At 63.6% G+C, this 14,555-nt stretch carries 10 protein-coding genes and 1 tRNA gene; 8 read left to right on the top strand and 3 right to left on the bottom strand.

The genetic code is table 11. The features are described 5' to 3' along the window. Positions 1 to 17: 17 nt before the first annotated feature. The 4 genes from EIY87_RS21785 to EIY87_RS21770 all read left to right on the top strand — a co-directional run bounded on the left by EIY87_RS21785 (position 18) and on the right by EIY87_RS21770 (position 6,166). Positions 18 to 1,025, top strand: a complete 1,008-nt coding sequence (locus EIY87_RS21785; RefSeq protein WP_125311124.1) for a DUF4268 domain-containing protein — start codon at positions 18 to 20, stop codon at positions 1,023 to 1,025. Continuing rightward, positions 1,022 to 1,729, top strand: coding sequence for a hypothetical protein (locus EIY87_RS21780; RefSeq protein WP_125311122.1), 708 nt, complete (start codon positions 1,022 to 1,024; stop codon positions 1,727 to 1,729). The genes EIY87_RS21785 and EIY87_RS21780 overlap by 4 nt, the downstream gene beginning before the upstream one ends. A gap of 1,015 nt (positions 1,730 to 2,744) precedes the next feature. Further along, the gene (locus EIY87_RS21775) at positions 2,745 to 4,607 is read left to right on the top strand and encodes an HsdM family class I SAM-dependent methyltransferase (RefSeq protein ID WP_158641325.1); all 1,863 of its coding nucleotides are present in this window, start codon (positions 2,745 to 2,747) and stop codon (positions 4,605 to 4,607) included. A 143-nt stretch (positions 4,608 to 4,750) separates the two neighbouring features. After that, a complete protein-coding gene (locus tag EIY87_RS21770; protein WP_125311118.1) occupies positions 4,751 to 6,166 on the top strand; it encodes a hypothetical protein in 1,416 nt (471 codons plus the stop codon). A 566-nt stretch (positions 6,167 to 6,732) separates the two neighbouring features. On the opposite strand, the gene EIY87_RS21760 is transcribed toward EIY87_RS21770, so the two are convergent. The 3 genes from EIY87_RS21760 to EIY87_RS21750 all read right to left on the bottom strand — a co-directional run bounded on the left by EIY87_RS21760 (position 6,733) and on the right by EIY87_RS21750 (position 8,801). After that, a complete protein-coding gene (locus EIY87_RS21760) occupies positions 6,733 to 7,929 on the bottom strand; it encodes a tyrosine-type recombinase/integrase (RefSeq protein ID WP_125311116.1) in 1,197 nt (398 codons plus the stop codon). 119 nt (positions 7,930 to 8,048) lie between these two features. Next, entirely contained in the window at positions 8,049 to 8,369 is a 321-nt protein-coding gene (locus tag EIY87_RS21755; protein ID WP_125311114.1) for a helix-turn-helix domain-containing protein, read from the bottom strand. A 359-nt stretch (positions 8,370 to 8,728) separates the two neighbouring features. Then, positions 8,729 to 8,801, bottom strand: a tRNA-Ala gene (locus EIY87_RS21750). 275 nt (positions 8,802 to 9,076) lie between these two features. On the opposite strand from EIY87_RS21750, the gene EIY87_RS21745 reads away from it, so the two are divergent. From EIY87_RS21745 to EIY87_RS21730, 4 genes are all read left to right on the top strand, one after another. Further along, the gene (locus EIY87_RS21745; protein WP_225439971.1) at positions 9,077 to 11,254 is read left to right on the top strand and encodes an RICIN domain-containing protein; all 2,178 of its coding nucleotides are present in this window, start codon (positions 9,077 to 9,079) and stop codon (positions 11,252 to 11,254) included. A gap of 135 nt (positions 11,255 to 11,389) precedes the next feature. Beyond that, positions 11,390 to 11,944 carry an HdeD family acid-resistance protein gene (locus EIY87_RS21740; RefSeq protein WP_125311112.1) on the top strand — a complete coding sequence of 185 codons (555 nt, stop codon included), beginning with the start codon at positions 11,390 to 11,392 and terminating at the stop codon, positions 11,942 to 11,944. Between the two features lie 14 nt (positions 11,945 to 11,958). Next, positions 11,959 to 12,885: a ribonuclease Z gene (locus EIY87_RS21735; protein ID WP_125311110.1), complete on the top strand. Its 927-nt coding sequence runs from the start codon at positions 11,959 to 11,961 to the stop codon at positions 12,883 to 12,885. A gap of 10 nt (positions 12,886 to 12,895) precedes the next feature. Next, a complete protein-coding gene (locus EIY87_RS21730; RefSeq protein WP_125311108.1) occupies positions 12,896 to 14,548 on the top strand; it encodes a response regulator in 1,653 nt (550 codons plus the stop codon). Positions 14,549 to 14,555: the final 7 nt, after the last annotated feature.

The raw sequence follows: 14,555 nt of genomic DNA, 5'->3' as shown, positions 1-14,555 counted from the left end.
CATGCTAGCTCTTGGTGATGGGGACAGACGCATACGGCCTCGGTCGGCTCGAACGACTCGCGAACCCTCGCGACATCTGGAAGCACGAGGCCGGCGACTTCACTCCCTGGCTAGCCGCGAACATCGATGTGCTCAGTGATGCGATCGGCCTACCCCTCACCGTCGTGGGCCAGGAGGTGTTGGTTGGCGACTTCCGTGTCGACATCCATGCGACCGACCCGGACGGCAAGAACGTCATTATCGAGAACCAGCTTGAGCTGAGTGACCACTCGCACCTCGGCCAGCTGCTCGTCTACGCCAGCGGACTTGGAGCGTCGACCGCCATCTGGATCACGACGCGCCTACGGGAGGAGCACCGGAGCGCCCTCATCTGGCTCAACGAGCGCACCGACGCCGACGTCCGGGCCTTCGGGATCGAAGTCAGCGTCGTCCACATCGGCGATTCACCGCGCGCGCCCGTGCTGGATGTCGTTGTCGAGCCTAACGACTGGGCAAAGGCGGCGAAAGAGACGTCCAAGGCGGTGGCCTCGCCTAAGAACCAGCAGCGTATGGCCTTCTTCGAGGACGTCTTCGACCTGATGGCGACGACCTACCCGGCGATTCGTGCGCCAAAGCTGCAAGCAGCCAGTTGGTGCAGCTTCGCCTCTGGACCATTCGGTTACTACGGCTTGAGCTTCACCAAACAAGGCTATCGTGTCGAGATCCATCTTGACACCGGCAGTGAGTCGTCGACCAAGCAAATATTCGACGAGCTCGCGGCCAACCGTGAGTCGATGGAGCAGCTGGTCGGGTACGAGCTGAACTGGGACCGGCTTGACGAGAACCGCAGCAGCCGCATCGCGACCTACCTGGCCGGATTCGAGCTCGAAACAGCTGGCGAAGACGTCAGGCAGCAGGCAGTCAAGTGGAGCGTCGAGCGGGCAACCGCACTACACCAGCACTTCGATGGCCGCCTCCGTAGCCTCGCCAAGGCCGCGAAGGACGCCGAGCAGTACGTCGAGGAGCTGAACGGAGACGTCCAATGACGAGGTCTGGGACGATCGCGGAACGCATCCTTGAGACCCTCCGAATCAGTGGGCGGCCGTGGGATGACGATGAGCTCGCTCAGCGGCTCGGTGTTGCCCAGCGACAGACCGTCAACCAGATCTGCCGGCGGCTTGCCGCCGATGGGCGGCTTCAGCGATATACCGGAGGGTCCGGAAAGCTGGTCAACGCTCTTTGGGTGCCGCAGCCAGATGCTCGAGTCGCATACGCGCCGGCTACGGCCGAGCTCGTTCTTGGCGACTCGATCGAGGTTCCGCCGGGTTCGAGCGTTGAACAGCGAGCCGCGGAAGCGCTGATGATCGCCTCCGTGGCGCGCGAGCTCGGGTTGAAGCTGACGCCGCGTCCGATCGCGACACAGGGTGGCGTCCGGGTCGAGATCGACGGTGTCGACGACGCCTGCACCGTACTGGTTGAGGCATGGGCGCATCAAGGCCCGCCGAAGTCCGCGCAGCGGCACAAGGTGCTGGCTGACGCTTTCAAGCTCAGCTGGTTTGCGTCGACGCTCCCGGTGCGGCCGAGGCTGATTTTGTGCTTCTCCGATGAGGCCGCCGCCAAGCCCTTCCGGAGCGGTCGAGCTTGGGCGGCTGCCGCACTGCGCGACCAGCGCATCGAGGTCTTCGTCGCCGAGCTGCCGGAGCAAGTGCGCGCCGACATTCTCGAGGCACAGCGTCGTCAGTACCGTTGATCTTCTGAGAACTAATCATTTCGCCGTGACAACTGCGGTATCATGGAATTTACAATCAACTGCAACCGCGCGGCATCTGTACCATTGGTGGTAACAGACCAGCAAACATGTACGTCGGCACGTTGCATTGCGAGCAGACCCCAATCAGCTGCTGGCCGAGGATTTCTACGCTGGACTTCCTTCAGTCGCTCAGTCAGCCACACCGGGTCGGCGAGGGCACGGTCGAGTATCGCTTCGCCGAGCCCGGTGGCAAACGCTTTACTTCTCATGTGTAAGTCAAGTCGCCCGCGGAGTCCCTGACCGCCGCGTTGCCCAGCTGTACCGACATAGATGACCGGACCGTCAAGACCCTCCGAAGCGATGTACACGCCCGGCTGCGTGGGGGCTACCTTGCTGGCGACAGCTAGTGGGACCCAGGCAGACCACCCTGACAGCTCCCACACCGGCTCCGGGATGTACGCGTTCACCGATCTAGTCTTCACCACGGCTCACTCGGCTGTGAGAAGACCATGACAGTGACACAGTGCTACACTGCCGGGACGCTGAGTGTGCAACTGTCGGCGTGTGGCCTCGTGACTGCCAGATGAAGCGCTGCTGTGGATGCTCGCGTGACGAGTAGCTAGGATCGAGCGGGAGCTGACGGCGACTGGAAGCGGGAGTGATGACGGCGCAACACGCAGGTGGTTCGGTCAGCTGTCGCCGAAGTATGCGTGTATCTAGGCAGATGGCTCCTGTGAAGCTGCTGCTGTCGTGCCACTGAACATCAGATGCTGCAATGCGATCCCGATAGTGAAACAAGGATACGATGCCGACTCCTGGAATGAACGAGCTTACTTTCGTTGCCCGTCTTGGAGCGGTTACGGCCCTGCGAGCAGACCATAGGAAGCAAGCAGGAAAACCTTCGGTCATCGCCCGTGGTGACGTCGAAGAACGGCAAGTCGATTCTCAGGGGCGTGTTCGCCGATGCGACATTCGTCTCAGTAGTCCGACTGGGCGTAAGTTGGCTAGCGGCGAAATGAAGCGTCCTGAGCATGCCGAAGGTCGCGACCCGCGCAATCCGAATCTAGTCGATGATGCGCGGCGTAAGGCGCTCGCGCGGGGCCTTCCTTACTATTTTACGTGCAATATGGCGGAAGTCGTCCTATTTTCCGTATCTGCCCACCCGAGGGCTGACGACCGTGAAGAGGTATCGTATCAGTTGGCCCCGATCTCGCATTCGCGTGAGGTCGAGCCATACTGGGACCAGATAGCTGAAAATTGGAACAAATTTCTTGATGACCTCGAGGCCCGTCTTTCTGCGGTCAAGCGGACTCGACCCAGTGTTACCAACGCTGATGTCATATCGCTACGTGACAGCATTTATGAAGTAGCGGACGAAGCTATTGATCGCGCCGTTTCACACCTCTCCGATTTGCCGGATAAGCTTGATGAGATTCGTGACGAGGTCGCAAATACCTTTGGTCTTAGCACTGCCCTTAGGCCCGAGTATCCTGCGCAGTTCAGGAGTGAACTTCTACAGATTCTTCGGTTCGGAATATTCGTTGCAGCCCAGAAGATCATCCTCTACCGAGTTCTTGAAGATGCTGGACCAAGGCATCGTGAGTCGTTCACGCTAGACAGTCTTGAAGTACCGAAACGCTCGAGCGATCCGCTCGCAGTGCGGGAGGCGCTGGCTAGAGCATCTGCGCATGCAATTGCGCGTTCGGGTGACTATGAGACCGCTTTTCTTCCCAATCCTGTAATTGATACCGTATTTATTTCGCCGGAAGGCGCGGAAGAGATCCAGAACTGTCAGGTAGGAGAGGTCTGGAACAGGCTTGTCTCCAGGGTTTACGACGCCTCTTGGGTTGCGATTTCTCAAAACTTGGTTGGGCTACTGTATGAGGTAATTGTCGATGATGAGTTTCGTCACGAGTTGGGTCAGTTTTACACCCGCGAAGACGTCGTCGATATCTTGGTCGCCTTTTCTGTCCGGAGCTCTACGGATGTCGTAATCGACCCATCTGCAGGCGGCGGCAGCTTTCTCAGGGCGGCTTACTATCGTAAGCGTGATCTTGGCGCCAACCATGACGAAGCGCTCTCTGACACATGGGGGGCAGAGATCACAGCGTTCGCGGCGGAGCTTAGTACGATATCACTGGCCACTGCCGATACATCTGAGCCGGCTGCGTATCCCAGGGTGATGTTGAAAGACTTCTTTGATGTGCGCCCCGGAAAATCCACAGACCTAGAGATACCTGGCGTTCCTGGCAAACTCGCAATACCGGCGGAATTTGATGCCGTGATTGGGAATCCGCCATACATTTCGTACCGGCGTCAAACCAATCAAGAGCGTATGATAAGTGCGCTCGTGCGCATGCCTCAGGAGATCAAGCTTCCCAAGTTCTCCGGCAAAAGCGACGCCTACGCGTGGTTCATCGTGTATGCCACCGGATTTCTGAGGGAGGGTGGTCGGCTCGGCTTCGTGGTCTCGTCGGCTGTTCTGTTTTCCGACTATGGCATTCCATTGATCCGCTTTATGAGTAAGCACTACAGGATTCGCGCGGTTGTCGATTCGATGGTTGAGCGCTGGTTTCCAGACGCGGACACCAATACGGTTCTCCTGATGTTGGAACGGTGCAGCGATGAAGATGCTCGAATCAATAATGAAATCCGATTCGTGCGACTTCGCAAACCGTTGGTTCAACTGCTTGACGAGCCGAGTAGCCGCCAGCGGCGCCAGTCGGTTGAGGATTTAGTTGACACCATTCTTGGTTCTTTGCACGGCGAGGCAGACCCTCGTTTGGTCGTCAATGTCGTGCGACAGGGCGAAGATGGTGGCATGAGCTTTATTCCATCGGATGCGTATGATGGCGTGGACGCGGAGGAGGAAGAGTGACTGGAAATGTATCCTCCAGACTGGCAGCGCTTGAAACGCGCCACGCGTATCGACGAGTAGGTCGGACGTCGGTTCGATGGGGACAGCTTCTGCGCGAAAAGCCTGACGTTAGAACTTTGCTTGACCGTGCTCAAGCTTCCGGAATGCTCGTGCCCTTGCATTCAGTTTCACGTGTCAAGGGTGGGGTTGTAACAAGGGCAAATGCTTACTTTATTGTGCGTGAGCTGCCGTTCGATCAGGTGCCACGACGGTTCAACTTGACGCGGAATGACTGGCATCAGGTGCGGGTCGTAATGGACGGGAAGTCAACTCCTTTCCGAATTGAGTTGGAGTATCTTCATCCTCTGGTCAAGGGACCGGAAATGCTGAGGTCTCCCTATGAAATCGAGGAGTCGGATCAGAGACTGTTTGTCGTCAATGAAAGTGTTGACGAGCTTCGTTTGAAGCGAGCGAACGGTGCGTTGGCGTATCTTCGGCGAGGCGAGACCGTTTCGTACAATGTGTCAGAGGATTCCCTCAAGGGAGGGATTCCTGCAAAACGGTCAAATATCCGGATTCGGAAGCCATACTGGTACAGCCTTGGAATTCCACCTTCCGCTCCTCGCCGTATTGTTGTGCCTGAGCACATTGGTCGGCGTTACATTGCGTCCGTCTTGGAGCAAGAAGAGGCGGTGGTGATTGACAAATTATACTTGGTTGATCCAGTAAATGTCGAGTACGTCGACGTGCTGCTGATGAGCCTGAACTCAGCGCTGACTTGGTATCAGTTGGAGCTTCGCGGCAGGACGCAGCTCGGTCAGGGCGTGCTTGAGGTTAAGATTCCAGATTGGGAAGGGTTGCTTGTCTTAAACCCCGAAAAGATTCATGGTGATCAGCTGTCCGAGCTTTCGGCTGCTTTCGCACCTATAAGCACGGAGCAGTCTATAGATAGTCTCGAGTCGCTCGCCGACGCCGCTCGAGTGACCTTTGAAGAGATTGTCATGAAACTGATTGGCTCGAGCAAGCCGTCTCGAGATCGGTTGACTATTGAACGTGCCTTGCGGGCGGCTGCAGCCGAACGATCCGAGCGGCGCGAGTCTGTGTCCGAAGAGAAGATTGCGCGCACGAAGACTATCAGGGGTGGAGCAAACGTCGATGCCTACGCCGCCCGTATTGCCGCTCGCATAAGTCCATTCCCTGATCCGCGCCGGTTTGTTCCCACTGGCGCCATGGCGGCAACCATCTTGGTTGATGGGCCTCTTGATGGACAAATTACAGTTGGCGATGACTTGTTCACTAGCACGCAGGTTTTTAGCGGCAAGAGGGTCGTTGCTACGGCGGACGATCCCAGTGGTGCAGTCTTCATTCGCGGTGCCTTGCTGCAGGATCCTGACCTGAAGGAGATTTCTGTCCCGGTTGGTAATGTTATTGAAAATGTCATTGATGAATGGCGTCGGGAATGCCGCGATTGGCATATTAAATTTGAACAAGCCGCGGAGGAGGTCATGAAGGCGATCACTGATATTCGTCTTCGTGGAGAGATTGTTGAGCGAGCGTTGACTCTTCTTCATGCACATTAGCTATGGGTGAGGTGGTGTTTTGCTGGGACTACCTGTGTAAGTGATCGGCTTGACATTTGGAGTTCGTGTTGGCTGATCGATTTGTTTAGCCATTCTATATTGTCTAAGGTTGCTACAGGGTCAGGCTGGCTCTTACTGTGCCCGCCCTTGGGTATCCCGTATCGGTACACCGCGTTCCAAGAGGCGCGCTTTGACCGTATTGGCTGTCGTGTCTAGTTGGTGCCGATTCAGGTGAGCCACCAGCCGGCCGCATAGAGGTGCGCTGCCTTATCGACCTGCTCCGCGGTCAATCGTCCTCGGACTTGTACGCCGGTGCGGTGCAAGATGCCACTTAACGGTCTTCCGATTGATCATGAATCGCTCGGCGGGGTTGTACACGGGGCGGCGGCCTCGTAGGACTCGATCAGCAGGTCGACCGGCCGATCGCTAAGCTGCCTTGCGCGTTGCCGCTTAGGCTGGTCGGGTGGGGATGACTGTATCGGGCAACCGCCGGACCAGCGCTTCAAGTGCCCTGACCTGCACGCTCGTGTCGTAGTGGGTTTCCCGGAGGTCCACTTCTTAAGTTTTCACGCGTAGACGCGCCAGCGAGCGTCTTCGGTACAGGTCTTGGAGTCGGCTACTGCCTTGTCCCATCGGGCTTGCAGACCTTCAAGGAGGCGTTGCTCGACTGCAGCGGCGACGTGTGAGTAGGTCTCTTGGACTTTGTCTTGGAGGACGTGGCCGAGGCGGAGGGCTTGGGCGATTTCGGGGATGCCGTCGTCGATCATCCAGGTTTTGTGGCTGTGGCGGAGGCCGTGGAAGGTGAGGCCTGGCTTTACTGGTTGGAGGCGGATGGCCGGGTTGGCGATGTGGAGGTTGCCGTCGGCGGCGGGGCGGAAGGCGCGGCGGGAGAAGTTGCTGCGTCGGTGCCATTCGAGGTTCGGGGTGACGAAGACCTGCTGGTGGTTGTGGGTAGTCAGGTGCCAGCGCAACAACCGGACGAGGAACGGGGGCAGGCTGATGGTGCGTTCGGACTCGTCGGTTTTGAGGTGGCCAAGGTAGAGCGGCCCGCTGCAAGGTTCGTGGAGGGCGCCAATGTCAGGATCGAGGTAGATGGAGCCCGTGTCGTCGTCGTAAAGGTGGACGTTGCTGCGGTCCAGCCCGGTGAGCTCGCCCCAGCGGGCTCCGGTCCACCCGCCGGTGATGACGAGGACCGCTCCGCACGCCCCGTATTTGAGGGCGACCTGGTCGGCGACGTGGAGTACCTCGGCTGGCTCGCCCCAGATCTTGCGCGGGGTGCGCTGAGTGCGACGACGACGTCCGCGGCGGCGAGCGACGAGGGGGTTGGCGGCGACCAGCTTCTCCGGTACGGCGTCGGAGAGCAGGAGCGAGAAGCACTTGATGATGCTGTCGACCGTCGTCTTGGCCAGCCCGGAAGCGCGGAGCTTCTTCTCCCAGGTGCGGATGCCGAGGTTGGTGAGTTCGCCGAAGCCGGCGGTGCCCCAGCGGGGAAGAATATGGACTTTGAGGAAGCTGCGGTAGTTCTCTTCAGTGCGTTGGTCGATGTCGAGGGAGTCGAGCCAGGCAGGAGCGAATTCGGCCACAGTTGTACGGCCGTCTTCCGGGTCGATCCAGGTTCCGGCGCGTTGCTCGTGGAGCATCGTGCTGATGTGGTCCTCGGCGGCGGTGGCGTCGGCGAAGCCGGAGATGGCGCCTTTGGTGCCGTCGGCGCGGCGGTAGCGGACTCGCCAGGTGTCGTCGCCGGCGGGTTCGGTCCAGGGCACGGTGATCTCCTGCGCTGTGGTGAGGGGGTCGCGTGGTGGTGCGTGTCCAGGACCGCTCCATAGGCGACAGAGAGGAAGCGTGTTCGGCGAAGAACCTCGTCGTGGTACCGGAACGGGTGTCAGCGACGGGTGCGACGTCGGCGTCCGGGGCGGCTGGTCTGGTCGCGGTTGCGCGGTCCGCGGTGGCCGGCGGCGACTATGGTGCGGAGGTCGTCTTCGGTGAATCGCAGGTGCTTGCCGACATAGGTGCAGGGAATGAGGCGCTGGCCGGCTTTGCGGCGGAGCCAGGACTCGCCGACAGTCAGCCGCTCGGCCGCGGCTGCCGGCGTGTAGAGAAGTCGGCTCGCTTCGTCGGTGGAGGAGTTGGCGGGCGGGGAGTGGCTCGGTAGCTCGAGCGCTACGGGGTCGGATTGCCGCAGGGCTTCATCGTCGGTCTGCATGGCTGCCTCGCAGTGAGCGACGGGTCGTGGTCGCTGCTAACTCCGTCCAGCCGCATCGGAGGAGACAGGACTGCGGTGATGGGCGGCGAACCGCTTCGTGACGAGACTCGGCGACAGAGCTGAGCTTGCCGCCGGTGGCACGTCGGTGCGCGCAAAGTACCTTTGGCGTCCACCTGTCCGGGGGACGCTGCTGGGGCACTTTTCGTGACCCCATTTCGCCGCCTTCGGGCCGGTGCCCCAGTTTTGCCCCAGCTACTAGCCGGTAGCTGAACTTCTTCTTGACGAAACTCAAGATCCGGTACAACGAAAAAACCGCCCGACCTGGATCTTCTGATCCGGTGGGCGGTGTTTCGTCACTGTGGAGCTAAGGGGACTCGAACCCCTGACCCCCTCACTGCCAGTGAGGTGCGCTACCAGCTGCGCCATAGCCCCGAGGCGAAGGTGAACTCCGCATCTCGTATGTGAGTACCGTACACGACCCCCGACAGGACCCGACCACGGGGGTCCCCACATCCACCCCAGCCCGCTGACCTGCAGTTTCACACCTTATTTTTAGTCGTGTATTGACTCCCGGTGTGGCCGCCGTTACATTTTGCGCGGTTGTGACGCCGAGGTCCCCGCCCGTTACGCCGCGTCTACCCAGACCGGGCACGCCTCTGTCGTTTCCTGCTCGATGGACGCCGCGGACGCGGTGGAGGAGGTTTCGCATGAAGAGGGTGACGACGCTGCTCGGTGCGGCGTTGGTCCTGGTCGGGAGCGCGGTGGTCGCCAGACCGGCCGATGCTGCCATCACCCCCGACGGCTGGTACACCGTGACCGCCGCCAACAGCGGGAAGTGCGTGGACGCGCGGGCCGCCGGTACCGGCAATGGGACCGTCGTCCAGCAGTACTCCTGCAACCAGACCACCTCGCAGCAGTGGCAGTTCCAGTCGACCGGGGACGGCTACTTCCGGGTCAACGCCCGCACCAACCCGGCCGCCGCCTGGGATGTCACGGATGTCTCCACCGCCGATGGGGGGCTCGTCCAGCTGTGGTCCTATTCGAACGGGGCCAACCAGCAGTGGCAGGCCGTCGACGAAGGCAACGGCCGGTACCACTTCGTCAGCCGCAACAGCGGCAAGTGCCTCGACGTCCCCGGTGCTTCGACCGCCGACTCCGTCCAGCTCCAGCAGTACGCCTGCAACGGCACCGCCGCGCAGTCCTTCATGCTGGCCCCCGTGAACACCAGCCAGCCGGGCCAGCCGGACTTCGGGCCGAACGTCGTGATCTTCGACCCGTCGATGCCGGCCTCGACCATCCAGAGCCGGCTGAACAGCATCTTCAGCCAGCAGGAACGCAATCAGTTCGGCAGCCAGCGCTACGCCGTGATGTTCAAGCCGGGCACCTACGCCAACGACGTCAACGTCGGCTTCTACACGCAGGTCCTCGGTCTCGGGCTGAGCCCGGACGCGGTCACCGTCAACGGCGCCGTGCACGTCGAGGCCGACTGGTTCCCGCCGCAGAACGCCACCCAGAACTTCTGGCGGGGCGCGGAAAACCTGTCCGTGACGCCGTCCGGCGGCGCCGACCGGTGGGCGGTCAGCCAGGCCGCGCCGTACCGCCGCATGCACGTCCGCGGTGACCTGCAGCTCGACGACGGCGGCTGGGCCAGCGGCGGCTGGATCTCCGACACCAAGATCGACGGCCAGGTCCGCTCCGGTTCGCAGCAGCAGTGGATCTCCCGCAACTCGCAGTTCGGCAGCTGGAACGGCTCGAACTGGAACATGGTCTTCGCGGGCGTCCAGGGCGCTCCGGCCAACACCTTCCCGACTCCGCCGTACACGACGGTCGCCCAGACGCCCGTCACGCGCGAGAAGCCGTTCCTCTACATCGACGGCGCGGGCAGGTACCAGGTGTTCGTGCCGAGCGTGAAGACGAACGCGTCCGGCACGAGCTGGGCGAACGGCGCCGCGCCGGGCACGTCGATCTCGATCGACCAGTTCTACATCGCCAAGCCCGGCGCCACCGCGGCCGACATGAACGCCGCGCTCGCCGCCGGCAAGAACCTGCTGGTCACGCCCGGGGTCTACCACCTGAACCAGACACTGCGCGTCACCCGGCCGGACACCGTCGTGCTCGGGCTCGGCATCGCCACGCTGGTCCCGGACAACGGCATCACCGCGATGACCGTGGACGACGTCGACGGCGTGAAGCTCGCCGGCCTGCTGATCGACGCCGGGACGACGAACTCGGCCACGCTCATGCAGGTCGGCCCGGCCGGCTCGAGCGCGAACCACGCGGCCGACCCGACGTCGCTGCACGACGTGTTCTTCCGGATCGGCGGCGCCGCCGTCGGCAAGGCGACGAACAGCCTGGTCGTCAACAGCAGCAACGTGATCGGCGACCACATGTGGATCTGGCGCGCCGACCACGCCGACCGCAACGAGTACGTCGGCTGGACCACCAACACCGCCGACACCGGGCTCATCGTCAACGGCGACGACGTGACGATGTACGGCCTGTTCGTCGAGCACTACCAGAAGACGCAGGTCGTCTGGAACGGCAACGGCGGCCGGACGTACTTCTTCCAGAACGAGATGCCCTACGACGTGCCGGACCAGGCGAGCTGGATGAACGGGTCCACGCCGGGCTTCTCCGCCTACAAGGTGAGCCCGGGCGTCACCAGTCACGAAGCGTGGGGCCTGGGCAGCTACTGCTACTTCAGCACCAACCCGTCCGTGGCCAGCGCGCACGCGTACGAGGCGCCGAACACGGCGGGGGTCCGGTTCTTCGACATGGTGACCGTGTCGCTCAACTACCAGGGCACGATCACGCACGTGATCAACAACACCGGTCCGGCGACGCCGTCCGGCACCAAGGCCGTCAACCTGGTGAGTTACCCCTGAGCAACCGGCGTGCGCCGTGGTGGCGGCCGCGGCGCACGCCGGTCCTGGGTGGATCGCCCGAACGGGGTGTTCGAAGAGCCGGACGGGGGTAATCGTCGCGATACTGAGGGTCCCCAACCGATCCGGGAGCGGCAGATGACCTCGTTCGCAGCGTTCTCCGTCGTCGAACCGCGCAAAGCCTGGCCGCTGGTGGCCGTCCGCGGTGCGTTCGCCGTGCTCTTCGGGCTCTTCGCGCTGATCTGGCCGGGCGCCACCGTGCTCGTCCTGGCGATCCTCTACGGCGTGTACGCGATCATCGACGGCGTCGGCGGCCTCATGCAGGCCTTCCGCCCGGGCGACACCGGGCACCGGGTGGCTTACGGCGTCCTCGGCGTGCTCGGCGTCGTCGCCGGGATCCTCGTCCTGGTCTGGCCCGGCATCACCGTTCTCCTGCTCGCCCTGCTGGTCGGGTTCTGGGCGATCATCACCGGCGTCGCCGAGATCGCCGCGGCGATCCGCCTGCGCAAGCAGATCCGGGGCGAGGCCTTCCTCATCCTGGCCGGCGCGATCTCCGTGCTCGCCGGGATCCTCATCGTGATCAACCCGATCGCCGGCGCGTACGGCATCGCGCTCCTCGTCGGCATCTACGCGCTGATCTACGGGATCGTGCTCCTGGTTCTGGCGTTCCGGCTCCGGAAACTCGCCGGCTGAGTAGCGTCGCGGGGGTGTCGACCCGCGAACTGGTGGTGCTGGGCACCGCGAGCCAGGTGCCCACGCGCCTGCGCAACCAGAACGGCTACCTCCTGCGCTGGGACGGCGAGGGCATCCTCTTCGACCCCGGCGAAGGCACCCAGCGCCAGATGCTCCGGGCGGGCGTGGCCGCCACCGACATCACGCGGATCTGCGTCACGCACTTCCACGGCGACCACAGCCTCGGCCTGCCCGGGGTGATCCAGCGGCTGTCCCTCGACAAGGTCCGGCACCCCGTCCACGCCCACTTCCCGGCGTCCGGCGCGCACTACTTCGAACGCCTGCGCCACGCGACGTCGTTCTACGAGCAGGCCGACCTGCGCGAACTCCCGATCGCCGCGGACGGCCCGATCGCCACCGGGAAGTTCACCCTGGAGGCGCGTCGCCTGAGCCACCCCGTCGAAGCGTTCGGCTACCGCCTGACCGAGCCCGACGGCCGCACCATGCTGCCCGGGAAGCTGGCGGAACACGGCATCGCGGGCCCCGACATCGCCCGGCTCCAGCGCGAAGGCCACCTGAACGGCGTGGCGCTGACCGACGTCAGCACGCCCCGGCCCGGCCAGCGGTTCGCGTTCGTGATGGACACCCGGCTCTGCGACGGCGTCTACGCGCTCGCCGAGAACGCCGACACGCTCGTGATCGAGTCGACCTTCCTCGCCGAGGACACCCACCTCGCCCGTGACTTCGGGCACCTGACCGCGCAGCAGGCCGCGCGCGTCGCCGCCGAGTCCGGGGTCCGGCAACTCGTGCTGACCCACTTCTCGCAGCGCTACCCCGAGCCGGAGCGGTTCCTGGCCGAAGCGGAAGCCGAGTTCGACGGCGAGATCGTCGTGGCCGCGGACCTGGAGCGGGTCCAGGTGCCGAAACGGCGGTCCTCCCCAGCCGACCGCGGGGCGCCGTAGGCTGCAAGGCGTGAGCCAGCCGATCCTGATGACCGTCGACGACGATCCCGCCGTGTCCCGCTCGGTCGCCCGTGACCTGCGGCGCCGCTACGGCAAGGACTACCGCGTCATCCGCGCCGACTCCGGCCCGGACGCCCTCGACGCGCTGCGCGAGATCAAGCTGCGCGGCGACGCCGTCGCGGCCATCCTCGCCGACTACCGGATGCCGCAGATGGACGGGATCGCCTTCCTCGAGAAGGCGATGGACCTGTTCCCGCACGCCCGCCGCGCCCTGCTGACCGCCTACGCCGACACCGACGCCGCGATCCAGGCGATCAACGTCGTCGACGTCGACCACTACCTGCTCAAGCCGTGGGACCCGCCGGAGGAGAAGCTCTACCCGGTGATCGACGCGCTGGTCGAGACGTGGCGCGCGGTCGGCGACAAGCCGGTCGAAGAGGTCAAGCTGATCGGCCACCGGTACAGCTCGCCGTCGTTCCACCTGCGGGACTTCCTCGCGCGCAACGCCGTCCCGTACCGCTGGTACTCGGTCGAGGACGACGAAGGCGGCCGGATCCTGCAGGCCGCCGACGCCAGCCGGGACGACATCCCGGTGGTCGTCACGCCGGACGGCACCGTCCTCAAGAACCCGACCGGCGGCGAGATCGCCGACGCGGTCGGCTTGTCGACCCGCCCGGCCCAGGAGTTCTACGACCTCGTCGTGATCGGCGGCGGACCCGCGGGGCTCGGCGCCGCCGTCTACGGGGCGTCCGAGGGCCTGCGGACCGTGCTCGTCGAGAAGAAAGCGACCGGCGGCCAGGCCGGCACCAGCTCGCGCATCGAGAACTACCTCGGCTTCCCCGACGGCGTCTCCGGCGCGCAGCTGACCGACCGGGCGCGGCGCCAGGCGCAGAAGTTCGGCGCCGAGGTGCTGACCGCCCGCGACGTCGTGGGCCTGGAAGCGCGCGGTTCGCAGCGGGTGATCACGTTCGGCGACGGCAGCGAGATCGCCGCGCATTCGGTGATCCTCGCCAGCGGCGTCACCTACCGGGCACTGGAGGCCGACGGCATCGAGGAGCTCACCGGCCGCGGCGTCTACTACGGCTCGGCCGCGACCGAGGCACCCGAGTGCAAGGGCGAGCACGTCTACATCGTCGGCGGCGCCAACTCGGCGGGCCAGGCCGCGGTGTTCTTCTCCCGGCACGCCAGCGACGTCACGATCCTGGTGCGCGGCGCCTCGCTGGAGGCGTCGATGTCGCACTACCTGATCGAGCAGATCGCCGGCATCGAGAACATCCACGTCCGCACGCACACCACGGTCAAGCAGGCCCACGGCGACGGCCACCTGGAGCGACTGACGCTGTGCGAGAACGGCGTCACCGAGGTCGTCGACTCCGGCCACCTGTTCATCTTCATCGGCGCGGCGCCCCGCACCGACTGGCTCGGCGAAGCGATCCACCGCGACGACCACGGCTTCGTCCGCACCGGCCCGGACCTGCTGACCGCCGGCCAGCGCCCACCCGGCTGGCCCCTCGACCGTGATCCGCACTACCTCGAGTCGTCCATCCCCGGCGTGTTCGTGGCCGGCGACGTGCGATCCCAGTCGGTCAAGCGGGTGGCCTCCGCGGTCGGCGAAGGCGCGATGGCCGTGACGCTGGTACACCGGTACCTGGAGGAACATTGACGTCCTC

This window comes from Amycolatopsis eburnea (genome assembly GCF_003937945.1).
Classification (GTDB): Bacteria; Actinomycetota; Actinomycetes; order Mycobacteriales; family Pseudonocardiaceae; genus Amycolatopsis; species Amycolatopsis eburnea.
Note: the sequence above shows the minus strand (reverse complement) of the source record. Positions and strands in the feature narration are given on the sequence as shown.

Coding starts and splice junctions, on each gene's coding strand:
- EIY87_RS21770 (WP_125311118.1), top strand. CDS start 4,751: ATGCTCGTGCCCTTGCATTCAGTTTCACGTGTCAAGGGTGGGGTTGTA.
- EIY87_RS21775 (WP_158641325.1), top strand. CDS start 2,745: ATGAAGCGTCCTGAGCATGCCGAAGGTCGCGACCCGCGCAATCCGAAT.
- EIY87_RS21785 (WP_125311124.1), top strand. CDS start 18: ATGGGGACAGACGCATACGGCCTCGGTCGGCTCGAACGACTCGCGAAC.
- EIY87_RS21745 (WP_225439971.1), top strand. CDS start 9,077: ATGAAGAGGGTGACGACGCTGCTCGGTGCGGCGTTGGTCCTGGTCGGG.
- EIY87_RS21780 (WP_125311122.1), top strand. CDS start 1,022: ATGACGAGGTCTGGGACGATCGCGGAACGCATCCTTGAGACCCTCCGA.
- EIY87_RS21740 (WP_125311112.1), top strand. CDS start 11,390: ATGACCTCGTTCGCAGCGTTCTCCGTCGTCGAACCGCGCAAAGCCTGG.
- EIY87_RS21755 (WP_125311114.1), bottom strand. CDS start 8,369: ATGCAGACCGACGATGAAGCCCTGCGGCAATCCGACCCCGTAGCGCTC.